25 protein-coding genes, 1 pseudogene and 1 other annotated feature are annotated in these 25,000 nt (G+C 27.8%); of the genes and pseudogenes, 1 reads left to right on the top strand and 25 read right to left on the bottom strand.

What is annotated here, in order from left to right; translation table 11 throughout:
• From HZY82_RS02045 to cpsA, 6 genes and pseudogenes are all read right to left on the bottom strand, one after another.
• A pseudogene (locus HZY82_RS02045) lies at window positions 1-780 on the bottom strand (endonuclease MutS2); the annotation flags it as partial.
• Window positions 781-825: 45 nt separating this feature from the next.
• The gene (yihA, locus tag HZY82_RS02040) at window positions 826-1,431 is read right to left on the bottom strand and encodes a ribosome biogenesis GTP-binding protein YihA/YsxC (RefSeq protein WP_179938550.1); all 606 of its coding nucleotides are present in this window, start codon (window positions 1,429-1,431) and stop codon (window positions 826-828) included.
• Window positions 1,424-3,733 carry an endopeptidase La gene (gene lon, locus HZY82_RS02035; protein WP_179938548.1) on the bottom strand — a complete coding sequence of 770 codons (2,310 nt, stop codon included), beginning with the start codon at window positions 3,731-3,733 and terminating at the stop codon, window positions 1,424-1,426. Before lon ends, yihA begins: the two co-directional genes overlap by 8 nt.
• An 11-nt stretch (window positions 3,734-3,744) precedes the next feature.
• On the bottom strand, window positions 3,745-4,956 hold the full coding sequence (clpX, locus tag HZY82_RS02030; RefSeq protein WP_179938546.1) for an ATP-dependent Clp protease ATP-binding subunit ClpX: 1,212 nt from the start codon (window positions 4,954-4,956) through the stop codon (window positions 3,745-3,747).
• A gap of 98 nt (window positions 4,957-5,054) precedes the next feature.
• Window positions 5,055-5,777, bottom strand: coding sequence for a CpsB/CapC family capsule biosynthesis tyrosine phosphatase (locus tag HZY82_RS02025; RefSeq protein WP_179938544.1), 723 nt, complete (start codon window positions 5,775-5,777; stop codon window positions 5,055-5,057).
• On the bottom strand, window positions 5,777-7,210 hold the full coding sequence (gene cpsA, locus HZY82_RS02020) for an LCP family glycopolymer transferase CpsA (protein WP_179938542.1): 1,434 nt from the start codon (window positions 7,208-7,210) through the stop codon (window positions 5,777-5,779). The genes HZY82_RS02025 and cpsA overlap by 1 nt, the downstream gene beginning before the upstream one ends.
• A 117-nt stretch (window positions 7,211-7,327) precedes the next feature.
• On the opposite strand from cpsA, the gene HZY82_RS02015 reads away from it, so the two are divergent.
• A complete protein-coding gene (locus HZY82_RS02015; RefSeq protein ID WP_135155898.1) occupies window positions 7,328-7,807 on the top strand; it encodes a GAF domain-containing protein in 480 nt (159 codons plus the stop codon).
• A 14-nt stretch (window positions 7,808-7,821) separates the two neighbouring features.
• Here HZY82_RS02015 and lepB read toward each other — a convergent pair whose 3' ends face one another.
• The 19 genes from lepB to HZY82_RS01920 form a co-directional block, all read right to left on the bottom strand.
• Complete coding sequence (gene lepB / locus HZY82_RS02010; protein ID WP_135155899.1) at window positions 7,822-8,391, bottom strand: signal peptidase I; 570 nt, start codon at window positions 8,389-8,391, stop codon at window positions 7,822-7,824.
• A 235-nt stretch (window positions 8,392-8,626) separates the two neighbouring features.
• Window positions 8,627-10,078 (bottom strand): DEAD/DEAH box helicase, encoded by a 1,452-nt coding sequence (locus HZY82_RS02005; RefSeq protein WP_135155900.1) that lies wholly within the window; start codon window positions 10,076-10,078, stop codon window positions 8,627-8,629.
• Window positions 10,079-10,220: 142 nt separating this feature from the next.
• Entirely contained in the window at window positions 10,221-10,505 is a 285-nt protein-coding gene (gene rpmA, locus HZY82_RS02000; protein ID WP_135155987.1) for a 50S ribosomal protein L27, read from the bottom strand.
• Window positions 10,506-10,510: 5 nt separating this feature from the next.
• Window positions 10,511-10,840, bottom strand: coding sequence for a ribosomal-processing cysteine protease Prp (locus HZY82_RS01995; protein ID WP_135155901.1), 330 nt, complete (start codon window positions 10,838-10,840; stop codon window positions 10,511-10,513).
• Between the two features lie 2 nt (window positions 10,841-10,842).
• A complete protein-coding gene (rplU, locus tag HZY82_RS01990) occupies window positions 10,843-11,151 on the bottom strand; it encodes a 50S ribosomal protein L21 (protein WP_135155902.1) in 309 nt (102 codons plus the stop codon).
• Window positions 11,152-11,167: 16 nt separating this feature from the next.
• Window positions 11,168-11,240 (bottom strand) — a sequence feature (ribosomal protein L21 leader region).
• Between the two features lie 54 nt (window positions 11,241-11,294).
• Window positions 11,295-12,722: an SH3 domain-containing protein gene (locus tag HZY82_RS01985; protein ID WP_179938540.1), complete on the bottom strand. Its 1,428-nt coding sequence runs from the start codon at window positions 12,720-12,722 to the stop codon at window positions 11,295-11,297.
• Window positions 12,722-13,180 carry a D-aminoacyl-tRNA deacylase gene (dtd, locus tag HZY82_RS01980; protein ID WP_135155904.1) on the bottom strand — a complete coding sequence of 153 codons (459 nt, stop codon included), beginning with the start codon at window positions 13,178-13,180 and terminating at the stop codon, window positions 12,722-12,724. Before dtd ends, HZY82_RS01985 begins: the two co-directional genes overlap by 1 nt.
• Window positions 13,180-15,360, bottom strand: a complete 2,181-nt coding sequence (locus HZY82_RS01975; protein WP_135155905.1) for a RelA/SpoT family protein — start codon at window positions 15,358-15,360, stop codon at window positions 13,180-13,182. The genes dtd and HZY82_RS01975 overlap by 1 nt, the downstream gene beginning before the upstream one ends.
• 108 nt (window positions 15,361-15,468) lie before the next feature.
• Window positions 15,469-15,810 (bottom strand): DUF1634 domain-containing protein, encoded by a 342-nt coding sequence (locus HZY82_RS01970; protein ID WP_135155906.1) that lies wholly within the window; start codon window positions 15,808-15,810, stop codon window positions 15,469-15,471.
• The gene (locus HZY82_RS01965; RefSeq protein ID WP_179938538.1) at window positions 15,807-16,655 is read right to left on the bottom strand and encodes a sulfite exporter TauE/SafE family protein; all 849 of its coding nucleotides are present in this window, start codon (window positions 16,653-16,655) and stop codon (window positions 15,807-15,809) included. Before HZY82_RS01965 ends, HZY82_RS01970 begins: the two co-directional genes overlap by 4 nt.
• 11 nt (window positions 16,656-16,666) lie before the next feature.
• Complete coding sequence (locus HZY82_RS01960; RefSeq protein WP_135155908.1) at window positions 16,667-17,281, bottom strand: thiamine diphosphokinase; 615 nt, start codon at window positions 17,279-17,281, stop codon at window positions 16,667-16,669.
• Window positions 17,282-17,283: 2 nt separating this feature from the next.
• Window positions 17,284-17,928, bottom strand: a complete 645-nt coding sequence (gene rpe / locus HZY82_RS01955) for a ribulose-phosphate 3-epimerase (RefSeq protein WP_135155909.1) — start codon at window positions 17,926-17,928, stop codon at window positions 17,284-17,286.
• A gap of 1 nt (window position 17,929) precedes the next feature.
• On the bottom strand, window positions 17,930-18,799 hold the full coding sequence (rsgA, locus tag HZY82_RS01950) for a ribosome small subunit-dependent GTPase A (protein WP_135155910.1): 870 nt from the start codon (window positions 18,797-18,799) through the stop codon (window positions 17,930-17,932).
• Window positions 18,796-20,487 carry a DNA repair protein RecN gene (gene recN, locus HZY82_RS01945; RefSeq protein WP_179938536.1) on the bottom strand — a complete coding sequence of 564 codons (1,692 nt, stop codon included), beginning with the start codon at window positions 20,485-20,487 and terminating at the stop codon, window positions 18,796-18,798. The genes rsgA and recN overlap by 4 nt, the downstream gene beginning before the upstream one ends.
• Before the next feature lie 8 nt (window positions 20,488-20,495).
• Window positions 20,496-21,299 (bottom strand): TlyA family RNA methyltransferase, encoded by an 804-nt coding sequence (locus HZY82_RS01940; protein WP_135155912.1) that lies wholly within the window; start codon window positions 21,297-21,299, stop codon window positions 20,496-20,498.
• An 85-nt stretch (window positions 21,300-21,384) separates the two neighbouring features.
• Entirely contained in the window at window positions 21,385-21,726 is a 342-nt protein-coding gene (locus HZY82_RS01935) for a YbjQ family protein (RefSeq protein ID WP_135155913.1), read from the bottom strand.
• Between the two features lie 11 nt (window positions 21,727-21,737).
• Window positions 21,738-22,727 (bottom strand): lipoate--protein ligase, encoded by a 990-nt coding sequence (lplA, locus tag HZY82_RS01930; RefSeq protein ID WP_179938534.1) that lies wholly within the window; start codon window positions 22,725-22,727, stop codon window positions 21,738-21,740.
• Window positions 22,728-22,957: 230 nt separating this feature from the next.
• Complete coding sequence (locus HZY82_RS01925) at window positions 22,958-23,845, bottom strand: YidC/Oxa1 family membrane protein insertase (RefSeq protein ID WP_228098212.1); 888 nt, start codon at window positions 23,843-23,845, stop codon at window positions 22,958-22,960.
• A gap of 78 nt (window positions 23,846-23,923) precedes the next feature.
• Window positions 23,924-25,000: PD-(D/E)XK nuclease family protein (locus HZY82_RS01920; RefSeq protein ID WP_179938532.1), on the bottom strand; the 1,077-nt coding region annotated here is incomplete at its 5' end.

Here is a 25,000-nt window from a genome sequence, read left to right as displayed (position 1 = left end):
CTCATTAATTTTTTGTGTGGCTTCAGTTAATATTTTTAAAATTTCCTCTTTCTCTTTTCTAAGCAAAATAGAAACCTCATTATTTATTATTACATTTTCTCTAGGTTCTATATAAAAAGTATTCCCAGAAGCGGATTGATCATGAATTATTCCTCCGAAATCATTTTTATGTTCTGGTTTTACTAAAATTACATATCTGTCATTTCGTTTTGTAACAACAGATTCTGTTAGTTTAAAGGAATTGCTTTTAATTAAATTTTTTAAGATTCTATCGGCTTTTAATTGAAGTGATCTTATTTTATCTTTTATTACTCTCAACTCCGGACTTGCATCTATTTTTATATAGCCATCCTCATCAATAATCTTTTGTAAATATATCATAAGATCTGTAAATTCACCAATTTGATTTACATAATTTTCTATATGTTTATAATTGTATGTATCATTTTTTTGTATATATGAAAACTTGTTTTTTAATAATCTATATAATTCTAAATTCCTTAAAATATAGTGTAGATCTTTCTCAGTTAATAAGCTATTAATTTTTGATTTTTTTATAGCTGTATAATAATCATATATTTTTAATTTGAATTCACCTGGATATTTCCTATATAATATTTCTACTTCTTCATTTTCTTTATGTATATTAACTAATTTTTCATAATTTTTTATATATTTTAAATTTTGAAATTTATTAAATGATAATTGTGAATAACAATAATTAGATATATCACTTAAAAATATATCTAAATCTAGTTTGCTAGCTATTATTTTTTCCATCGCTTCTCTCTTTCTGAAAACAAAAGATTAGATAGAATATTCTACCTAATCTTCATTTGTATCTACTACTTTATCCATCTGTTCAATAATCTTATCGACATTTATTTTCTTCACAGAAGAAAACGGTATAATATCTATATTATTTGTAAAATCCAATTTATTTTCAATTTTTTTCATGTTTTTTATTAATTCATTTTTAGAAATCTTATCAGTTTTCGTAAGAACTATTAAGAATGGAATTTCATAATAATTCAAAAATTCATTCATCATAATATCATCTTCAGAAGGATTATGTCTACTATCTAAAAGATGCATTACAAAACTAAGATTTTTACTATTGACGAAATATTCAACTATCATATCATATAGTTTTTCTTTTTCTGTTTTTGATAATTTAGCATAACCGTATCCGGGAACATCTACTAAAACTAACTTGCTATCAATATCAAAAAAATTCAAAGTTCGCGTTTTTCCAGGTTTAGCAGAGACTCTCGCATAATTTTTTCTATTCAAAATAGTATTTATAAATGATGATTTCCCTACATTAGATCTTCCGCACATAGCTACTTCTGGTAAAGAATGTTCAGGATATTGTTTCTTAGACACTGCACTTATTATCAAATCAACATTATTAATATTAAACTTAGCCATTCTTCACCTCTGCAAATACTATTTTAAACACTTCATTTATATCTTTCACAAAATGAATAGATAATTTTTCTAATACTTCAGTAGGTATATCAGTTAAATCTCCTCTATTTTTTTCTGGTAAAATAATTGTATTTATACCAACCTTCTCAGAACTTAATACTTTTTCTTTAACTCCTCCAATTGGTAAAACTTTTCCATGAAGCGTCATTTCTCCAGTCATTGCTATATTATTATTAACACTTAAATTCTTTAAACATGAATATAGAGATGTAGTGATTGTAATACCTGCTGATGGTCCATCTTTAGGAACTGCACCTTCTGGAATGTGAATATGAATATCAATTTTATCAAATTCAACCTTCTCTAGGGATAATTTCTCAATATTTGATCGTAAGTAAGAAATCGCCGTTTGTGCAGATTCTTTCATAACATCTCCAAGTTTACCAGTTAAAATAGTCTTTCCACTTCCTTTGGATATTGCTGTTTCAATCTCTAAGGTGTCTCCCCCAACAGACGTGTATGCTAGGCCATTTACTACTCCAATTTGAGGTTTTGTATTCTTTTCTTTCAGATCATATTTAGAAATACCCAAAAACTCTTCTAAATTATTAACTCCTACTTTTACCTTTTCATCTCCCTTTAATATCCTTAAAGCAGCTTTTCTACAAACTTTACCTATAATCCTATCTAAAGTTCTCACACCTGCCTCGTAAGTGTATCCTGTAATAATTTTATTTATAGCTTGTTTCGTAAAAGTAATTTGTTTTGAATTTAATCCATTTTCCTTAATTTGTTTATCTATTAAATATTCTCTAACTATGCTCTCTTTTTCTTTTATTGTATATGATTCTAAATCTATAACTTCCATTCTATCTCTCAAGGGAGCAGACATCATAGATAAATTATTGGCAGTTGCTATAAATAATACTTTTGATAAGTCAAAAGGAATATCCAAATAATGATCTATAAACTCATTATTTTGTTCTGGATCAATAACCTCAAGCATAGCTGCTGCTGGATCTCCTTTTATATCTGATGCCATTTTATCAATTTCGTCTAAAAGTATAACAGGGTTTCTTGTTTTTGCTTTTCTTAAGGATTGAATTAACTTTCCTGGCAATGCTCCTACATAAGTTCTTCTATGCCCTCTAATCTCTGCTTCATCACGAACTCCCCCTAATGATAATCTAATAAATGTTCTTCCCATAGCCTCTGCAATTGATTTAGCTAAAGACGATTTCCCTACTCCTGGAGGGCCTACTAAACAAAGAATAGGCGATTTTATATCTTTTCTTAATTTCTTAACCGCCAAAAATTCTAGAATTCTTTCTTTTATTTTTTCTACTCCATAGTGTCTTGAATTAAGAATTTTCTCTGATTTCTCTATATCTATTTCATCTTTAGTTTCCTTATTCCAGGGTAGAGCTACAACTGTTTCTAAATATGTTCTTAAAATCATATTTTCTGGCACCATTGGAGGTGTTTTTTCTAATCTTGCTATTTCTTTTAATAGATACTCTTCATTTTTATTATCTAATTTTAAGTTTAAAATTTCTCTTTTTAATTTTTCAATATCATCATCGTCTGGAGATATTTCTTTTAATTCATCTTGAACAACTTTCATTTGTTCTCTTAAGAAGTATTCTTTTTGTTGATTATCAATATTTTTTCTAACTTTTTTCTCAATATCCCCTTTATATTGAGAAGCTATAATAAAATTATCCATTACTTTTATTATATAATCAGATTTTTTTTCTAAATCAGTTGTAAAAACCACTCGTTTTTGCATTTGGGCATCTAGTGGAAAATATTTTAAATTTTTATTAATAAATTTATCTAGATCATTAATATTGAATACACCTATATCCATCCTTTCAATAGTTAAGTATTCTTTAAAAACTTTCTTTAATTTCACCAATTTTCCAGATTGATCAAAATTAAAATTTGTTACTTCCTTTAATGATATTTCTAGGTATTCTACAACATTATCTTTATATACACCACTTAAAACTTCTGCTATTCCTTCACAGTTATATGTATATAATTTGCTATCTTTATTGTATTTTAAATTACCATAAGTACCAAAAAATTTATTAAATCCTTGTTCATCATAAATTTCCAAATTTTTATTTTCTTCGTTAAAAGTATCCATAGCCCTTCGATCATTAGTTACAAAAATTCTGAGAGCTTTATTCTTCAAATTCTTTGCTGCTTTTAAAAAATATTTGTCTTTTATTTCTAAATTATAACTATTATCTGGAACAAATAATTCTTTATGTTCTAATAAATAATATTTAGTCATTCATATTCTCCTTATTTTAAAATAGGATTAGTTCTATTTATAATGTTATCTTTACTAACTATACACTCACTTATATTTGTCTTGCTTGGTAACTCAAACATGACATCTAGCAATATCTCCTCAATTATTGATCTTAATCCTCTTGCGCCGGTTTTTCTTTCAATGGTTTCTCTAGCAATTTCTTTCAAAGCTTCTTTTTCAAATATTAATTTTACATTATCTAATTTAAATAAATATTCATACTGCTTTATTATAGAATTTTTCGGTTCTATTAATACTCGTACTAGATCATCTTCTGATAGTTCTTCTAAAGAACAAATTAGAGGTATTCTACCTATAAATTCTGGTATAATTCCAAATTTTACCAAATCTTCCTGCTTAACCTCAAAAATTATTTTTTCACTATCTACATCTTTTTCATCTAATTTTGAAAATCCAATAACTTTTTCGCCCAATCGTCTTTTAATTATGTCTTCAATTCCTGCAAAAGCACCTCCAATAATAAATAAAATATTTTTTGTATCAATTTTTAACATTTCTTGACCGGGATGCTTTCTACCTCCTTGAGGTGGTACACTAGCTATAGTTCCTTCTAAAATTTTAAGTAAAGCTTGTTGAACACCTTCACCAGATACATCTCTTGTTATAGATACATTTTCGCTTTTTTTAGCAATTTTATCAATTTCATCAATATATACTATCCCTTTTTCAGCTTTTTCAATATCATAGTTAGCATTTTCTATAAGTTTTAATAAAATATTCTCAACATCTTCACCAACATACCCTGCTTCTGTCAATGTTGTGGCATCTGCCATCGCGAAAGGAACATCTAACATTTTTGATAAAGTTTGCGCAATCAATGTTTTTCCAGATCCTGTTGATCCAATTAAAGCGATATTAGTTTTTTGTAAATCTATATCTGTATTTACATCTGTATCTAAAATAACACGCTTATAATGATTGTATACCGCAACTGATATTGCTTTCTTCGCTTTATCTTGACTTATTACATATTGGTTTAATTTATTTAATATTTCTTTAGGTTTTAATAATTTAATATCTACGTTTTGTTCTTTATCGATATAACTTTGTTCATCTATCATTTCAGAACATAAATCTACGCACTCATTACAGATAAACACTCCGTTTCCTGCTATTAATTTAAATACTTCATCTGAATGCTTTCCACAAAAAGAACATGCAAAATTATTATCTTTTTTCATTTTTTCACCTCATTAAAATATCATTTAATTATACTATATATTCCTCTCTAAAGTCAAAAAAATAAAGCAATATAAGCACTGAAATAGTGCTTATATTGCTAATTTTCAAGAATTATTTTTGCATTTATTTTAAATAAATTTTCTGCAAGTTCTTTTCCATATTTAGAAGATATAAATTCGTAAGCTTCTTTTAAATGCGGTTTTCTTTCATCTAAATTATGCATATCTGTAGCTACGAAAGAAATTAAATCATTTTCAATGAAATATTTAGCTCTCTTTTTATAAACTTTATGTTTATCACCAAAAAACTTCATTTTCAATACACTAGACGAATTAATTTGCATCAATGCTCCTTTATGTAATAATTCCTCCACTCTCTTCTTATTTTTCTCTAAACAGTTATACCTTTCTATATGAGCTAGTATTGGTTTCAAACCTAATAATGTTACCGAATCTACTGCATTAAATATTTCTTTATACATAACATTTGAACTAAATTCTAATAATACATAATTAGAATCTGCTAAAGTGGGAACTTCTTTATTTTCTAACTTTTTAAGAATATCTAAATTAAAATATAACTCTCCACCATAGTATAATTCTAGATCCTTATATTTATTTTTCACTTCATTATTTAATAGAGTGTAATTATGTTTTATCTTATCTTCTGATGTATTGAACATACCTCTACGTCTATGAGATGTAGCTATTATTTTTCTTATTCCTTGTGAGTAAGCTTCATCAATTAATTCAAGACTATCTTCTAAAGTTTTAGGTCCATCATCAACTCCAAAAATTATATGAGAATGTATATCTATCATTATCTTCCTCCAAGAACTGCCTCTATATTGTTTCTAGATTCTTCTAGACTCTTTTCATCAACTTTCATCATGTATAAATTATAACCTGGCATTGCATAAGATGCCATTCCCATTGTTCCTTGTCCTTCTAAAGCTTGAGACGAAACACTGTATTCCGATTTTTTCTCGATTTGCTCATTTGCTAATGAAATTAATTGTTCAACTGGTATATCAGTTTGAATAGATGTAGATAATTCCTCTATAATTTCTTGATAATTAGAAAGAGCATTGGTAGTTGTCAGTTTTTTTATAATCGCAGCTATAACTTTTTGTTGGTTCTTTCCTCTATCATTATCCCCACCAGATAAGCCATATCTCTCCCTCACAAATTCAAGAGCCTGCTCTGAATTTAATTGAATATTTCCTTTTGGATAAATCTTTCCATCTCGAGTTCCTTTAAATTCTTGTTCGTTATATACTTCTATTCCACCTAATTTATCAACTAATTTTAAAAATGAAGTAAAATTAATTCTCGCGTAATAGTTTATATCAATATTATATAAGTTTTCTAAAGTATGAATTGATGAATCAATTCCATAAACTCCAGCATGAGTTAATTTATCATATTGATCATTCCCGCCGTCAGCTATTCTTACATAGGCATCTCTTGGCGTTGTTGTCAGCAAGATCTTATTAGTCTTCTTGTTAATCGTCATTATTATATTAACATCTGATCTAGATACTGATGTAATAGGTCCATATGTATCAATACCACTGATATAAATATTCAATACATCTGAATTATTACTTACTTTTGATTGACGTTTAGTTACTTCTTTAGTATATGAAGTTTCATATACTTTTTTCACTTTATTATGATATTGCGAATCATTCATTTCTAAAATATTTTCATAAGCACTATTGATTATAATAGCTTTATTTTTAGAGTTTATTAGATCATCATAAGATTTAATATAAGACTCACTCTCTTTTACATTTAAAAATATATCTTCTTTATTTTTTATATCTTCCACTAATTTATTTATATTTTCGGAATCAACTTTTACCGGCGCTAGGACTTCAACCCCTTCTAAATCTTTAATGCTATTAATTTCTGAGTCCTTAGCTACTACTATACTCATAGTTGTTGTATTGACAGTAGTATTTTTATTTAGATTTCCTACTAAATTGACTGTATTATTTATTTGTGAATAAGCAAACATTGTGGTAATTAATAAAATTAATGAAGATATTAGTACAAATATCTTTGCTTTATTTTTTATTAATAATATTATCAATAATAATAGAATTAATGATAAAACTATAGCTACAATGTAATTTATATTCATAAATGCTAAAATATTATATTTAAATATAGAATACATTAACATTGTTGTAACAATTATAGTTAAAACTATCATTATAAAATTAACAATTCTTAATAATTTATTCATTTAAATCCTCCCTATCATTCTTTTCTTATTCTACTCTTTAATTTTTTCAATGTCAACAAATTCAAATATAGTCATATTTATGCTATACTGTTTATATTAAATATTTTGAGGTGTACAATGGATATAGTTAACGATAAAGAATTATTTATTCTTCAAGCTAAATCATTAATTTCAGGAGAACATAATCTTTTTGCAAATCTCTCTAATTTATCTGCTCTATATAAGGAGTATATTGACAATATTAACTGGATAGGATTTTATTTAGTTGATGAAGAAAATAATAATCTCGTATTGGGTCCTTTCCAAGGTAAAGTAGCTTGCATAAGAATACCATTCAATAAAGGTGTGTGTGGTCATTGCTATACAAGTAAAGAGACTGTTTATGTGGAAAATGTTCATAAATTTCCTGGTCATATTGCATGTGATTCTGCCACAAATAGCGAATTAGTTGTTCCTATTCTACAAAATAACAAGATAGTTGCACTTTTAGATATTGATTCTATTTCTTTTAGTAGATTTTCAAATAAAGAGATTAATGTAATAACTGAAGTAACTACACAAATATTTTCAGAATTAAATTTTTTTCATAATAAATAGAGGTCCTAGGACCTCTATTTATTATCTATACTAAAAAATTCAAAAGATGTAAATGGATAATATCTCAAAATTACATTACCTACTATTTTATCTTCTTTCACAAAACCTAACAACCTACTATCTGTGGAGTTTTGTCTGTTATCTCCCATTACAAAATATGTTCCCTCTGGAACTGTTTTCGATTGAGTTGATGCTAAGTATTCTATGTTAAAATCTTGTGTTAAATTAGCATTTGAACCACTAGATCTCAATTCTTCCTTCATTTTATCTAAATAAGGTTCATCTACCTTTTTGCCATTAATATATAATACATCATCTACCATTTCTACAGTATCTCCGGGTACTCCTATAACACGTTTTATATAATCATCATTTTCATTTGCATGAAAAACTATTTCTTCTCCACGTTCATAAGTATTACCTAATTTACTAACGAATACCTTATCATTATCTGCAAATGTATAATCCATAGATTTACCTTTTACCGTATAAGGTGACATTAAAAATGTTGTTATTAAAAAATACAAGCCTATAGATATTACTACTACAAGTATCCATTCTAATATTTCTTTCAATATTCTCACAATATATACCTCATTATCTTATGTTATAATATTTAATTATAGCATACTAAAGTTTTTTATACTAACTTTTTATGAACTTTCTTATTTACTTAGTATAATATAAAATAATTAGTTATTATAGCATTTAAATTGATTATTGTATTTTCTATATATACTATCACTTTCAATCCTATTTGTAATTATTGTCATTAAAACTTAATTATAAAATTAAAAGTAGGATAACCTATCCTACTTTCTATTTTTTAGTTCTTTTTCCTTTTTTATCGAAAAATTTTTTGTCACTTCTACTCTTATCACTATTTTTACGATTATTTCTTTTATCTTTTCTATCTCTTCTAAAGCCTCTAGATCTATTGTTTTTAGATTCTTTTCTTGTTAGTGGTCGTTCATAAGACAATTCAATATTAACTTCAGTTTTAGTATTAATTATTTTGTCTAACAACACTGTAATTATTTTTTCAGCATTGTCCAAGTCTAATAGTTTTTCTGTTAGAGAATTTAAATTAGTTAAATCTTTTTTTAATCCTTGCTCTACTTCATCAATTATTCTTGAATATCTTGCTTTATTAATTTCTTTTTCAGTATAAGGTCTAAGCATTTTCATTCTTTCGCCTTTTTTAGACTCAATATCACGTAAATAAGGCATTTCTACAGGATTTAAAAATGTTACCGCAACACCAGAGTTTCCAGCACGTCCAGTTCTTCCAATTCTATGTGTATAACTTTCTGTATCCTGAGGCATGTCAAAATTATAAACATGCGTTACTCCACTTATATCGATTCCTCTTGCCGCAACATCAGTTGCTACTAAAATTTGAATAGTATTATTTTTAAATTTTTTTAATATCTCTAAACGTTTTGATTGTGTTATATCACCGTGGAGTCCTTCTGATAAATATCCTTTAGCACTTAGTGCACTAGATAATTCATCCACTCTCTTCTTTGTTCTTCCAAAAATAATTGCTAATTTAGGATTATGTACTTCTAAAAATCCTTCAAGTGCAGATAATTTCTCACTCTCTTTTAATAAAGAAGCAAATTCTTCTATATTTGGATTCAATTCCTCCAAACTCATTGTTTTCACAACTTTATAATCCGTCATAAATTGCTTAGCTAATTCCATTATTGGTTTAGGCATTGTTGCTGAAAATAGTAATGTTTGATAATTATTTTCAACTTTAGATAGTATAAATCTCACATCATCAATAAATCCCATATTTAGCATTTCATCTGCTTCATCTAAAACAATATTGGTTACTGTATCTAATTTTAAAGTTTTCCTATTTATATGATCAATAATTCGTCCTGGTGTACCTACAATAATTTGTGGACTTTTCTTAATATCTTTAATTTGACGCTCAATACTTGTTCCACCAAATATTATGCTAACTTTAAAATTTTTATTTTTAGACATTAATCTTAATTGTTCTCCTACCTGTTGAGCTAACTCTCTTGTTGGCGCTAAAATTAATGCTTGTATTCCTCCATCTTTGCTTATTCTTTCTATTAAGGGAATACCAAATGCTCCTGTTTTACCTGAACCTGTTTGTGCTTGTGCTAATACATCAATACCTGATAATACGTAAGGTATTGTTTCCTCCTGTATTCCTGTAGGATTAAAAAATCCCATATCATTTAGAGAGCTTACTGTTTCTAAACTAACTCCTAATTCTTGAAATGTTGTCATTTAATTCTCCTTATAATTATTTTATGAATTTATATAACCTATCTAGTATACCTAATTTATTATATTTTGTCACGTAATAATAAAATCATATATAAAAAAGACTGATGTCCTAAAACATCAGTCTTAAATTTATAAATTTCAATTAGATTTGTGGGTATACAGAAACTTTTTTACGGCTACGTCCGTATCTTTCAAAACGAACAACTCCGTCAACTAGTGAAAATAGAGTGTCATCTCCACCTTTTCCTACATTAGTTCCTGGATAAATCTTTGTTCCACGTTGTCTATAAAGAATAGACCCTGCAGTAACAAATTGTCCATCTGCACGCTTAGCACCTAATCTTTTAGATTCAGAGTCACGACCATTTTTAGTAGATCCTACCCCTTTTTTAGATGCGAAGAATTGTAAATTTAATTTTAGTAACATCATCACTATTTCACCTCTCTTGTTTTAATTTTAATAAAATCAGAATAATTTTCTTCTATTGCTTGTAATGATATAAGCATTGAATTTAAAAGAAGTTGCTCACTTTCAGTTGTTTCCAAAGATCGATATGTTATATGTCCCTTTTCATCTTCATTCACTGAAACATCAAAGACAACATCATCATCTAGAATATCTATTGAATTTATAATCCCAATTACAACTGCTGAAACTCCCGCACAGACAATATCAGATCCTACCTCCGCAAAATCTGCATGTCCGTCGACACTAATAAGTTTCACTTCACCTTCTTTTTTTACAACTACTACATTTATCATAATTATCCGTTAATTTTTTCAACAACCAACTTAGTGAAAGGTTGACGATGTCCTAATTTACGGTGATTATTCTTCTTAGCTTTGTATTTGAATACTGTAATCTTTTTACCTTTACCATGAGTAACAACTTTAGCTGTTACTGTTGCACCTGCAACGTAAGGTGTACCGATTTTAGTTGATTCTCCACCTACTAATAAAACTTTATCAAAAGTGAAAGTTGATTCCTCTTCAGCAAATAATTTTTCAACAAAGATTGTTTGCCCTTCTTCTACTCTTAATTGTTTACCACCTGTTTCGATAACTGCGTACATATTTGCACCTCCTTAAAATTTTACTAAGACTCGCCAAATAAGGTGGAAATTCTCTCTTTATAACCTTATCCGTGCGGTTGTAGTAGCAGGAGCTACTTCAACATTAATGATTTTAACATACTATTCATCTATAGTCAATTATTTTATTTATAAATTTTCCAGGCTCTTAACATATTTTTTTCTATATCTTCTCGTAAAAATGCTGTATATGAATTTAATTTTTCATTATCGTCTAGTGGATCATTTATATAGTATCTATTATTGTACATTCCTCGGATAACTTTATAACTTATTTTATCCCCGAATTTCCCTACTTTAAATTGGACTAATACTGGCATATTAGATCTAAGTGTTTCATCAACTTTATACATTTGAGTGCTATTATAGGCATCAATTTTTAACGAATGTGCTTTTGCAAATTCAGGAACTATTGCTGATAATGTTCCTTGTCCTTTTCTATAATATTGCTCCCCTGCCCATTCAGCTATTGATTGAACATTGCTTGCTTTATCTTGATTAAAATACTTATCTAACATAGCTAAAGATATAATTGCATCTCCATTTTCTGATATCGTCTTATTTCCATCGCTACCATAAGATATATTTCGATATTTTTCCTCATTTGTGTAGTAAAAAGGTATATCTAATCCCCTTCTTTCTGACATAAGTAATTCATTCTTTCTTTTATTTTTACTATCTTCAATTGTCAACAAATAGTACAAATACTCCTCTATTCCCTTTTTCACACCGATAGTTGCTTGTTGCGAATATACTTTATTATTTAATACATTTTCGTTAACACTATTTGATTTATTTCCCAGCATAAGCGATATGTGTGTTATTGCACTATCTACATTTTGAACTATAATATCATTTCTTTGAGGTGAATTTACCTTATAGATATACCTATCCTTTAAATTCTTCTCTATATATTTACTCAGCAATTGTGAATTCTTAGATTCATTGTAATACAATGACATACCTATGGGATCCTTATTTTCTTCAAATAATCCTATATTTACAATGATATTACTATTTATTTCTTTAGCTATTCTCTCCACCTCTGCCATAGAAACAAAAGAATTATTTTCCCTACTAATTTTAACTTTAATATTTCTTTTTTCTAGCTCTGCTTTTATTGCTTTAGACATAGCTAGTGTATATTCTCCACTTTCATTGCTATAAATCGGATTTAGTAATACTGTAAAATTATTTAACTGATCATACATTATCTCTTCAGGACTTTTTATATTAGATCCTACTACATCCCAAAGAGGTATCCATCCTACTATATTTTCCTTTGTCAATACTTCTATCCAATTAGATTCTTCATTCTGTTGTATTAAAAGTTCCCCTGGAGATATTTTCTTCAGTATAGGATAATCCTCCCCAGGTCCTGTTCTAACTCCTGTTTCTTTTTTAATTGAAATTTCAGTAATACTAAACTTATTATCTTCTATAAAATTTTTATTATACCTATAATAAATAAACGTTGATATTATTAATAGTATGCAAACAGAAAAAATTATGATTATACTAGAGTTTATCTTCTTTTTTCTTCTTATTTTCATTATTTTACCTTATTATTTTCTAAACTATCATAAATAATAGTGATTGGTCCATCATTCTCAATATACACATCCATATGTGTTTGAAAGATTCCCTTCTCTACTCCCAAACCTTCTTTTTCTAAATATGTATTAAATTTGTCATATAGTAAATTAGCATTCTCAGGCCTAGCTGCATTAGTAAAGCTTGGTCTATTACCTTTTTTTACATCTGCATATAAAGTAAATTGAGATATAGATAATATTTTACCCTCAACTTCTTTCAAGGATAAATTAATTTTTCCCTGTTCATCTTCAAATAATCTTGCACTAGCTATTTTTTTAGCCAAATATTTTGCATCATTCTCAGTTGAATTTTTATGAATTCCTACTAATAAACAATAACCTTTATCTATTCTACCTACTATCTTACCATCTACTTTCACATGAGCCTTACTTACTTTTTGTAAAACTACCTTCATTATTTCACAATCCTTTCAACAACATATATATCTGATATTTGTCTTAATTTTTTCATAATGAAGTCACACTCTTCTACATTTTTAACTAACATGCTTATATCAATAGTACATGTTTTATCGGATTTGACTACAGAATTCAATTTAGTAATAACTACTTTAGTTTCATTTAATTTAATAAGTACATTACTTAATAATAGCTCTTTGTCAAATCCCTGTAATTGCAAACTAACTGGGTAATTTCTCTTAGAAATTGAACCTACCCATTCCACCTCTAAGAGACGATTAATATCTTCATTTTTAACATTTGGACATTCGGCTCTATGGACAGTTACCCCTCTTCCCTTTGTAATAAATCCTACAATTTTATCACCCGGAATAGGTTGACAACACTTTGAAAGCCTAACTAAAATATTATCTACTCCCTTTACATAGACTCCTGTTTCTGTCAAGATTTTCTTACTATCTTCTTTAGCATTAATAAGTTTATCTAATTTCTCTTGGTTCTGCTTTTCTTTTCTAATTTTTTCTGTTAATTTCATGAATACTTGATTAGCAGTTATTGCACCGTACCCAATCGTTCTGTATAATTCTTCAAGAGAAGGAAATCTATATTTTTGTAATACATTATCTATATTTTCAGCCGTCATAATTTCTGAAATATCAAAACCTTGTAATTTGATTTCATCTTTTAACAAAATCTCCCCTTTTTCAAGATTTTCTTCACGTGCTACCTTTTTAAAGTAAGATTTAATTTTTGATTTAGTCTGAGATGATTTAGCTATATTTAACCAATCACGGCTAGGACCAGTTGAAGAGTTACTTGTCCTAACATCACATATTTCTCCTGTTTTTAAAATATAGTCAAAAGGAACTATTTTATCATTTATTTTAGCACCTACCATCTTATTACCAACCTCTGTATGAATTGCATAAGCAAAGTCAACAACGCAGGAACCTTTTGGTAATTCTATAATATCACTATTAGGAGTAAACACATATATTTTATCACTAAGTAAATCAACTTTCAGAGAATCCATAAATTCTTCTGCACTTGCTTCTGTCTTATCTCCTTCAGCAATTTTTTGAAACCAATCAAGTTTTTGATAAAAAGTATCTTTTTTCTCAGCTTTTCTTCCTTCTTTATAAGCCCAATGTGCTGCTATACCTTTTTCTGCAATTTCATGCATTTCATAAGTTCTTATTTGAACTTCTAAAGGTTGTCCATTAGGAGCTAATAAAGTAGTATGTAAAGATTGGTACATATTAGGTTTAGGCATAGCAATATAGTCTTTCATTCGTCCTGGAATAGGAATCCACATGTTATTTACCAATCCCAATGTTGCATAACAATCTACAACACTGTCTACAAGTACTCTTACCGCTAATAAATCATATATCTCTTCAAATGTTTTATTGCTTTTTTGCATCTTTTTATAAATACTATATATATGCTTAGGTCTACCGCTAACTTCACCTACAATACCGTTATCTTTTAGTAACTCTAAAATTGTATCACAGGCTTCCTTTATACTTTCTAGTCTGACACTTCTTTTTTGTTTCATCATACCGACAATAGCAAAATATTGTTCCGGGTGTAGATAGCGAAGTGATGTATCTTCAAGTTCCCATTTTATAGAACTTATCCCCAATCTATGGGCAAGTGGTGCGTAAATTTCCAAGGTTTCACTTGAAATTTCTTTTTTCTTTTCCTCCTTCATATGCTTCAAAGTTCTCATATTATGAAGTCTATCTGCTAATTTAACAAAAATAACTCTTATATCACTAGCAATTGCGATAAATAGTTTTCTATGGTTTTCAGCCTGACTTTCTTTCTTAGAAGTAAACTTAACTTTATCTAGTTTAGTTACACCATCTACTATCGCAGAGATATCCTCATTAAACATATCTGTAATATCTTCTAGAGTATACTCTGTATCTTCTACAACATCGTGTAAAAATCCTGCACATACAGTAGCATAGTCTAATTTTAATTCTGCTAAAATCCCAGCCACTTGTATAGGGTGAAGTATATAGTCTTCACCTGATTTTCTCATTTGACCTCTATGTGCTTTTTCTGCTAATTGATATGATTTTTCAATACTATCCCAATATTTTTCAGGAATATATTCTTTACATATATTGTATACATCTTCAAAAGAATAAGGATACTCCAAATTCATAAATTACAACTCCTTAATTTTATATTATATCCATATAATTATACTATATCTAAGTTTAACTATCAATAAAACAAATAAAAAGCCTTAAAACTAAGGCTTTTATAATAATTAATGAGTTATCCCAAATATCAAACTTATACTTAGCACAAGCAATACTAAAAAAGAAATAACCACATATTTTTTATCTTTTAAAATTACAAATTGTATTAACATGGACACTACTCTTACTATAGGGGTTAAGATCAAAATAAAAATTCCCAACATGTAATAACTTGCTGTATCCAGAGTTAATAATCCATTTATCATATTATTAAAATTATATCTATATATATGACTGTATTCTACCTTATTATTTCCAAATATACTAGCAAAAATTATTAGACCTGAACTTAATATTACACCTAAAAACAATAAATTTGATAATATTTTTTCTATTTTCTTTAAATTCATATCAGACCAAATCCTTTCATAATCATATTAATTATAGTAAATAATATGATGGGCAACATAATATAACGTAAGTATTTGGCATTTAGAATTTGCATTAGTCTTGAGCCTATCATGGATCCGAATAGAGTACCTAAAGCAACTGGAGCAGCAATATAAGGATTTATAGTACCATTCAAAAAATATATTAAGGCACTTGTGCTGGCAGTAACACCCATCATAAAATTACTTGTAGCTGTGCTTACTTTAATGGGAAGTTTCATGTATCCATCTAATGCCATTATTTTAAAAGCACCACTTCCTATTCCTAATAAACCACTGGCCAAACCTGCACCAAGCATAACTAATGACCCTTGCTTTACATTATATACTTCATAAGAAATTTCTTTTTTTTCTGACTTATCATAATACGATGATGAAAAACCTAACTTTTCTGCATATAAATCTTTCGTATAAAGACTTCTTTTTGATGACTTATTCTTTATTATCCCCTCTTTTTTCAACATTCCATAAAATGAATTCATCAATATAAACGAAAATAAAAGATATAGAATTTGCGATGAAAAAATACCTGCTAATAGAGCCCCTATAAGTGCTCCAAGTGTAGTAAATATTTCTAAAAACAAACCTATTCTGACATTAGTCAGCTTATCTTTTAAAAAAGAAATTGACGCACCACTACTTGTAGCAATTACAGCCAGTATACTTGCTCCAATAGCATATTTTATATCAATATCAAAAAAAGTCGTTAAAATAGGAGTTATAATCAATCCTCCCCCAAGACCTACTAAAGATCCTATTAAACCAGCTACCATGCATATAATTAACAATATTATAATATCATCCATAATTCTTCCTTCTACTTATCTTTTGAATATATTATCAAACATTTTTTATTAGTAATAAATTCTATCTTCTCATCTATAAATTCATTACTTGTGGCATTTGCTCTATCAATTGATAATTCATAATCTATAACCTCATATTTAGATCCTAATATCGAAATGACTGTATCTTTTTGAAGCGGAACAAAAGAAATATACTTAAACTCTTCGACTTTATTAAAATAAATTTTCCCTACACCGGAAATAAAAATAATATTATTATCATCTATTATTTTTAATTGTTTATTTTCAAATTTACTATTATTTAATAATAAAATATTTGCAAAAAAATGGTCTAGACGTCCCCCTGTAGCTCCATATACATCTATTTCTTCTACATTCTTATATAAACTATCCACTACATTGAGAGCATATTCTGCATCCGTCATATCTTGATTAAGTTTTTTTATAATTTTTCCTGGATATAATTTTAAAAATTTTGGATCAATAGAATCTAAATCTCCAATTATATAATTAGGTTCTATTCCATTTTTTAACAAATAATTCACTCCAGAATCTACTCCTACCCACTTATGTTCGCTATTTACAGACTTAGGAAATTCTCCACCTAACATCAGATTTATTTTCATACTTATTTAATCAATTCTTCCAATACTTCTTTTTTATTATCTGCTCCAAATAAGAAAGATCCACAAACTAATAAATCAACTCCTATTGCTGTACATAATTTTGCTGTCTCTATATTTATACCTCCATCAACCTGAATTAAAAACTCATAACCCATATTTTCACGAATTGTATCCAATTCAGAGATTTTCTCAAGCATAGAATCAATAAATTTTTGACCTCCAAACCCCGGATTAACAGTCATTATTAAAACATAGTCTATTTTTTCTAAAAGATACTTTATACTCTCTATTGGAGTTTGTGGATTTAGAACTATTCCTGCTTTCTTTCCATTTTCCTTAATTAATTGAATCAATCTGTCAGCATGATTTGTTGCTTCGATATGAAATGAAATCATATCTGCTCCTATCTTACAAAATTGTTCTACATACTTCTCTGGGTTTGCAATCATTAAATGAACATCAAAAGTTGATTTAGAAATTTTTCTAATTGATTCTATTACCGGAAATCCAAGTGATATGTTGGGAACAAAATTCCCATCCATAACATCAATATGAAACATATCTACTCCGTATGATTCCATTTCTTTTATATCTTTCTCCAAATTAGCAAAATCTGCTGATAAAATCGAAGGTAACACTTTAGCCATTTTAATATCTCCTTTGTTTTTTTTCTATTTCTTTGTAAAATTCTTTATAATTATTATATCTGATTAAAAAATAGTCATTATTTTTAATTTTTTCTTTTATTTTGCATTTAGGTTCATCTAGATGATTGCAAGTTGAATACTTGCAATCATCTGTATTTAATTCAATAAAAAGATGTTTTAAATTATCTTTTTCAATAAAATTTAAATCTATTGATGAAAATCCCGGTGTATCTGCTATATAAAAATCATCTACATTATAGAACTCCACATGCCTCGTAGTATGTTTTCCTCTACCTAAATGCTTAGATATACCTGCCGTCTTTATATTAAATCCACCTTGTGATAAATTATTTATATAAGTAGATTTCCCTGCCCCAGATTGACCAGAAATTACAACAAATTTCCCACTTATAAATTTCCTTAGTTTAGCTACTTCAAATTCAGAATTATCAAACGTTTTATAACCCAATGAACTATAATATTCTTTTATATTCACATATTTATCTTTATCATCTAATATATCTATCTTTGTAAATAATATTATACTATTTATCTTAGATGACTCATTCAGAGCGATTAATTTATCTAATAATTTAGCAGAAAAATCTGGTTCTCTCATAGATGTTACTATAATGTTATAGTCTATATTAGCTATTTTGGGTCTAATCAATTCATTTTCTCTATCATGTATTTTTACTATATACCCTATAGAAGCCTCTTCTAACCTTACCGTAACAATATCTCCAACTAGAGGACTTATTTTATTATTTCTAAAATTTCCTCTTGCTCTAGTCGTTACAATTTCTTCTCCAACTAAAACATAATAAAAACCACTCATAGCTTTCATTATTTTTCCATTAAGTTCTTTCATTTATTAACTATCTCTTTTCTCACATTTTTTGCAATCTCTAGCATCTCTAATGCATGCTCCTCTGATAATTTTGTTGACTTAGTACCTGAAATCATTCTAGAAATTTCTTTTATTTTTTCTCCAACATCTAGTTCGACTATCTCTGATACAGTTCTATCATTCTTCAATTCCTTATGTATAAATAAATTACTATCTGCTAAGGCTGTCGTCTGTGGTAAGTGTGATATACAGATAACTTGTGAATTCACAGCTAATTGATACATTTTTTCTGCCATTCTTTGTGAAACTCTGCCACTCACTCCTGTATCTATTTCATCGAATATTACTGATACGACATCTATAGATTTAGAAAAAATTATCTTTAAAGCTAACATAACACGTGATAATTCCCCACCTGATGCTACTTTCGATAAGGATTTTAATGGTTCTCCTAAATTAGCGCTTATTAAAATTCTAATATCATCTTTTCCTAGTATACCGTACTCTTTATCAACAAAATTAATTTTTATTAGACTTTTCTCCATATATAAAAATTTTAGTTCTTTTTGAATTTCTTTTTCAAGAATTTTTGATTTTGATTTTCTTAATTCACTTACTTCGTCAGCTTTCTTTTTCAACATAACTTTCAAATCATCAAACTCTTGCTTATATATTTCATAATTCTCTTCATAATTTTCCAATTCAAACAGTTCATTAGCTAACTCATTCTTAAAAACTATAAGCTCATTTAAATTCTTAGAATATTTTTTTTCTAAATTTTTAATTTGAGATATTCTTAAAGTTAAATCATTTAATACATTTTCATCAAAATCTAAATTGTCATTGAACTTAGAAATATCATATTTTAAATCTTCTAAAATGTAATACATATTTCTTACTTCTTCAGTTTTATCTTCAAACTTCGGATTAAATCTAGATAGTTTTTCTAGATGATCACTCACTTCATATAATTTTTCTAGTAAACCATTGTCTTGATTTAAAAGTTTAGAAATTGATTTACTTGTTGTATTTATCTTTTCGTAGTTTTCTAAATAATCTATCTCTTCTTGAATTTTAATATCTTCATCTTCTTCAAGATTCATTTTCTCAAGTTCTGTTAACTGATATCTTAAAAAATCGACTTTCTGTAATACTGAACTTTCTTCTTTTTCGAGATTTTCAATCTTTTCTTTTAATTTCTTATATTCTTTATAAATAGAAGCATATTCCATATATTCCTTGCTATTATAAGTATTAGCATAAGAGTCCACAAGAGATATATGATTCTTCTCTTGTAGTAAAATTTGATTATCATGTTGTTCATGGATATCAAGTAAATATGCAGATATTTTTTTCATAGTAGTAAGATTAACTGTACTTCTATTAACTTTACATATACTTTTACCACTAGAATATATATATCTTGCCAAAATGACTGTTTCATCATCAAGTTCAATATCTAATTCCTTTAATAAATCAGAAAATTTTTTACTGCTAGGTATATCAAAAACACCTTCTACATATGCTCTATCTTCTCCGTAGCGTATATAACTTGTTGAAGTTCTCTGACCAGCTAATTGTGATATTGCAGCTAAAATCATAGATTTACCTGCTCCTGTTTCACCAGTAAGTACAGTAAGTCCCTTTCGAAATTCTACTGTAGCATTTTCAATAATACCAAATTGCTTTATATTTAATTGTATTAGCATACTATCTCCTATTTAAACTTACTATGCGCTAAATCAACAACCTTAACAATTTCAATATCTTTATTATTAGAAATTTCTTTTGTATATTCTAGAATGATAAGATATTCTATATTTCCTTCTCCACCAGTAATAGGAGAAAATGTTAACTTTTTCACACTAAAACCTAAGGAATTTGCAAAAAAATAAATTTTTTCTATTGTCTCTAGATGTATATTTTTATCTCTAACAATCCCACCTTTTCCTACTTTATCTCTTCCAGCTTCAAACTGCGGTTTTATTAAAGCACATACTTGACCGTTATCTGCGATAATTTCAGATAAAGTTGGTAATATTAAAGTTAATGATATGAAGGATACATCTATAGACACCCTATCTATAGGTTTTGAAAATTGATCCTTTGTACAGTACCTAAAATTGGTTTTCTCCATAACACACACTCTATCATCATTTCTTAATTTCCATGCTAATTGGTTAGTTCCTACATCTAGGGCATATACATAACTAGCCCCATTTTGTAAGGCACAGTCTGTAAATCCCCCAGTCGAAGCTCCTATATCTAACATCACTCTATTTTGAACTGAAAAATTATATTCTTTTATCGCTTTCTCTAATTTTAAGCCCCCACGACTAACATAAGCAAGTTTTTTTCCTTTTATTCTTAATTCAGCATTTACGTCTATTTTTTCACCTGGCTTATCTATTCTAACAGTATCATTATAAACTATTCCTGCCATTATTCCTCTTTTTGCTTTTTCTCTTGACTCAAATAGATTTTGGTTCACACACAAGATATCTGCTCTTTCTCTTAACATACAGTCCTCTATTTTATATTATTTCTTACTTACAATTTTACCATATATAATAGCTTTTATCTATAAAAAAGAGAAAAGAGTAAATCTACTCTCTTCTCAATTTTTTATTTACTGTTACTGCTGTCCCTACTGCCGTTACTAAAATAAATCCTCCAGTCTGGGCATCTACAACTCCTACATCAAGCTGCAAACTTACAACTGCATTAGCTCCAAAATTTTTAGCATTCTCTTCTATTTTTCTGAGTACTGTATTCCGTGCTTGAATTATCTCCTCCTCATAACCAGCGCTTCTTCCTCCAAAAATATTTCTTAATCCTGCTCCAAAATCCTTAACAGCATTTACCCCAGCAACTACTTCTCCAGTTACTAAACCTTTATGCTCTACTATTTCATATCCAGGAGCTATACTTGTTGTTGTAATTATCATTAATTTTCCTCCTAATCAATAATTATTTCAACGACTTCTTCAAGGCTTGCTCCTAAAAAGTATGAATTTATATCTTCCTTAGATAGTAATTCTGTGACTGTTTCTCTATCGTATTTAAGGCCTACTAATTTTTTAGCAATATCCTCAACATCTTTAAAACCAAAGAAATCTCCAAAAAATTTAACTTCAGAAATAACTCCGTTATCTACTTGAATATTTGCCTCTATCTTTCCTGTAGCAAGTCTTCTTGATCGTTTTATATTGAATTCTGGATTTTTACCATATATCCAGTCCCAAGAATCATTTTTTTCTGCTTGGATCTTCTTAATTCCTTCTAAATCTTTATCCGTTAAAGTATACTCACTCATATCAAATTTCTTGAACATATGGCTTCTTAATTCATTTTTAAAATCAAGAACTGTCATCTCTTTATTTGATAAATGTTCTTTAATATTAGTTACTCTCGACCTTACAGATTTAATACCTTTTGACTCAATTTTATCCTTAGAAACTTTTAAGGCATCAACCAGTACATCAGTATCTACATCAAACATTAAACATCCATGATGCATTATTCTACCATCACTAATATATTGAGCGTTTCCACAGAATTTTCTGCCATCTATCTCTAGGTCGTTTCTTCCTGTAAAATTGGCATTAACTCCCAATACTGCTAAAGCATCTAATACTGGTTGTGAGAATGATTTAAAATCAAAAGCTTGTTCACTTTTACCACTTGAGATGATTGTGTAATTAAGGTTATTTAAATCATGATAGACAGCTCCACCGCCACTTACACGTCTTACAATCTTAATTCCTTGATCATCACAAAATTTTTGATTAATTTCTTCTGCTGTATTTTGATTTTTACCAACAACAATACAAGGTTCATTTATCCAAAGGATGAATACGTCATCTTCCTTTGCTAGTTCATTAAAAGCATAAAACTCTACTGCAGTATTATATCGTGGATCATTATTTCTAGTGTCAATATAAATCATAATATTCTCTCCTATTTTATCTAATATACTTATTATTATAGAACCATTTCTTGTTTTTTACAATCATAAAATTCTATATATAAAATTTTATATTTTATAACTCCTAAATCTTCCAAAATACAGTCCTTCTATTTCAAATTTTTAATTAGGTCAGTCTATACTATAAGTCCATATACATTGTTCATATTCAAAAATTAAAAGAACCGAAAATTAATTTTCGGTTCTTTTAATTATTTTTTCTTTTTTCTATTAGAAACTAATGTTACCTTATTTGAATCAAAATTAGTTTTTTCAACTTTTTCTGGTTTAATTGGCGGATACAACTTATAACCTAAGTAGGTTTGTCCAATTAAGAAAATTCCTCCAACTATATAGTATACTGCCACTGCACCGGCCATTATAAATGAAATCATTGCAATCATAACCGGAGTTATCCATTGAATCATTTTCATTTGTTCAGCCATAGCTTCTTGTCCTGGCTGAACATTTGTAGGCATTAATTTAAGATTTAACTTAGTTTGATATGCATACACTATAAAGGCAATTATTGGTAGTACATATGATCTTGTTCCTAAATTAAAGTAACCTAAAAATGTTGACTCTACGATACCTGCAGAATATAAGGGGTTAACCAATGTAAAGTATATTCCTGTTAAAAATGGAGCTTGAATTAATAGTGGTAAACAACCTGATAAACTCATAGGATTTGCATTATATTTTTTCATAATTGCAAATTGCTCCTTTTGTAATTCCATCTGTTGACTTCTAACTTTTAATTTATCTTCCTTAGTGATAGCACGTACTTCTTCTTTTTTTAATTCTTCTAATTTTACTTTTATTACATCTAATTCAGGTTTTGCCTTTTCTTGTCCAATTTTGGCAAGTCTTTGTTGCTTATAATTTTTAAACATAAATGGCATAACTATGATACGCATAATTAACGTGATAACAACAATTGCTATTCCCCAGCTTCCTACTAAATCATAGATGTATTTTAATAACAAATCCATTGGTTTAGTAAAGGTTTCATAAAACCATCCATCTCTATCCTGAGGCGAACAACCAGACAGAATGAACATAGATGACAATGAAAGTACAATTAATGATAGTTTTTTCAATATTTTTCTCCTTTATATATTTTACTTGGTAATTATATCAAATCTATTGATGTAGGTCAATACAGACCTTACTCATTTTTATTTCAAATAATATTTTTTAAAATCTTTTGCTTGTATTTTTTCATATTCTTTATCTAATTTTACACTTTCTCCAAGTGAAAAATTAAATAAAGATTCATTTTCTTGATTGATAGATCCCAAATTATACTCTGATTTTTGAATTTTCTCAACCAAATTATATAAGTATTTGATATTTATATCTACTAATTTCTCAAATTCTACATCTTTATAGACCTTATGTTGATCTGAAGCGTAAGCAGAACCATCTTTCTTTGTCCTTATAAAAGCAAATTCAGAAATATAATTTAAATCTTTTAATAAATCTTCATTCACAAGTCCTCTTAGTCTATAGTCTGCATTAGGTTTATTACTTTTAGCTAGTTCTCTATAGAATATTCCTTTAATTTTACCTATTTCAATATTTCTAAGTAAAAGAATAGCCAACATGTATACTAGTAATTGTGAAATTTCTTTATTATAAAACGATTCTACATTAAAGTCCGTCTTAGAACTCTTGTAATCAATAACTATAAAATCTCCATCCTTTTCATCAAGTCTATCTATAATTCCGCTCAAAATAAATTCTTCTATTTGATATTTAGCTTTCAAATCTCTTTTAATTTTTCTTTCACCTAAAACAAGTTCTATTGAGTCATTACTACACTTTAGCTCGAATTTTTCTTCTTTTTTATAAGTACTATAACCAGTAAGAATATGATAGTAAATTTCTATAGAAACTGTTTTCTGAATATCTTTTAATATTTTATCATATATATATGAATTTATTTCCTCGCTATCTATTATATTTATAAATTTTTTAATATCTCTGTTTTTTGATTCAGTTATTATTTTAATCAACACTGTCTCTATTTCTTCATGCAATGAATCAATATATCTTCGCAAATGATCTATGTCTATATCTGTTTCTCTATAATTTATTACCTTAGATTTAATATAAGCAATTAAAAAATCATCTTCTAATATTGCATGTTTATATGAACCTAATAATACAGGAGATAATCCAAAATCTTTTTCTTGAGAGATATTTAATATAGTTTCTATAAAATATATTAGAGGATTCATTTCATATAGTTT

This window comes from Gemella sp. GL1, assembly GCF_013415365.1.
GTDB lineage: Bacteria > Bacillota > Bacilli > Staphylococcales > Gemellaceae > Gemelliphila.
This window is presented reverse-complemented; position numbering and strand designations above follow the sequence as displayed.

What these genes read in the sequence shown, in the direction of transcription:
- HZY82_RS02015 (WP_135155898.1), top strand. Translation starts at nt 7,328, where the DNA reads ATGGATATAGTTAACGATAAAGAATTATTTATTCTTCAAGCTAAATCA.
- cpsA (WP_179938542.1), bottom strand. Translation starts at nt 7,210, where the DNA reads ATGAATAAATTATTAAGAATTGTTAATTTTATAATGATAGTTTTAACT.
- yihA (WP_179938550.1), bottom strand. Translation starts at nt 1,431, where the DNA reads ATGGCTAAGTTTAATATTAATAATGTTGATTTGATAATAAGTGCAGTG.
- lplA (WP_179938534.1), bottom strand. Translation starts at nt 22,727, where the DNA reads ATGATTTATATTGACACTAGAAATAATGATCCACGATATAATACTGCA.
- rplU (WP_135155902.1), bottom strand. Translation starts at nt 11,151, where the DNA reads ATGTACGCAGTTATCGAAACAGGTGGTAAACAATTAAGAGTAGAAGAA.
- rpmA (WP_135155987.1), bottom strand. Translation starts at nt 10,505, where the DNA reads ATGTTACTAAAATTAAATTTACAATTCTTCGCATCTAAAAAAGGGGTA.
- HZY82_RS01935 (WP_135155913.1), bottom strand. Translation starts at nt 21,726, where the DNA reads ATGATAATTACAACAACAAGTATAGCTCCTGGATATGAAATAGTAGAG.
- HZY82_RS02005 (WP_135155900.1), bottom strand. Translation starts at nt 10,078, where the DNA reads ATGACAACATTTCAAGAATTAGGAGTTAGTTTAGAAACAGTAAGCTCT.
- HZY82_RS01975 (WP_135155905.1), bottom strand. Translation starts at nt 15,360, where the DNA reads ATGAATTTGGAGTATCCTTATTCTTTTGAAGATGTATACAATATATGT.
- HZY82_RS01995 (WP_135155901.1), bottom strand. Translation starts at nt 10,840, where the DNA reads ATGATAAATGTAGTAGTTGTAAAAAAAGAAGGTGAAGTGAAACTTATT.
- HZY82_RS01940 (WP_135155912.1), bottom strand. Translation starts at nt 21,299, where the DNA reads ATGTTAAGAGAAAGAGCAGATATCTTGTGTGTGAACCAAAATCTATTT.
- lon (WP_179938548.1), bottom strand. Translation starts at nt 3,733, where the DNA reads ATGACTAAATATTATTTATTAGAACATAAAGAATTATTTGTTCCAGAT.
- HZY82_RS01970 (WP_135155906.1), bottom strand. Translation starts at nt 15,810, where the DNA reads ATGAATTTAAAGAAAATAGAAAAAATATTATCAAATTTATTGTTTTTA.
- rpe (WP_135155909.1), bottom strand. Translation starts at nt 17,928, where the DNA reads ATGGCTAAAGTGTTACCTTCGATTTTATCAGCAGATTTTGCTAATTTG.
- HZY82_RS02025 (WP_179938544.1), bottom strand. Translation starts at nt 5,777, where the DNA reads ATGATAGATATACATTCTCATATAATTTTTGGAGTTGATGATGGACCT.
- HZY82_RS01985 (WP_179938540.1), bottom strand. Translation starts at nt 12,722, where the DNA reads ATGAAAATAAGAAGAAAAAAGAAGATAAACTCTAGTATAATCATAATT.
- HZY82_RS01965 (WP_179938538.1), bottom strand. Translation starts at nt 16,655, where the DNA reads ATGGATGATATTATAATATTGTTAATTATATGCATGGTAGCTGGTTTA.
- rsgA (WP_135155910.1), bottom strand. Translation starts at nt 18,799, where the DNA reads ATGAAAGAACTTAATGGAAAAATAATGAAAGCTATGAGTGGTTTTTAT.
- HZY82_RS01960 (WP_135155908.1), bottom strand. Translation starts at nt 17,281, where the DNA reads ATGAAAATAAATCTGATGTTAGGTGGAGAATTTCCTAAGTCTGTAAAT.
- dtd (WP_135155904.1), bottom strand. Translation starts at nt 13,180, where the DNA reads ATGAAGGTAGTTTTACAAAAAGTAAGTAAGGCTCATGTGAAAGTAGAT.
- clpX (WP_179938546.1), bottom strand. Translation starts at nt 4,956, where the DNA reads ATGAAAAAAGATAATAATTTTGCATGTTCTTTTTGTGGAAAGCATTCA.
- recN (WP_179938536.1), bottom strand. Translation starts at nt 20,487, where the DNA reads ATGCTAATACAATTAAATATAAAGCAATTTGGTATTATTGAAAATGCT.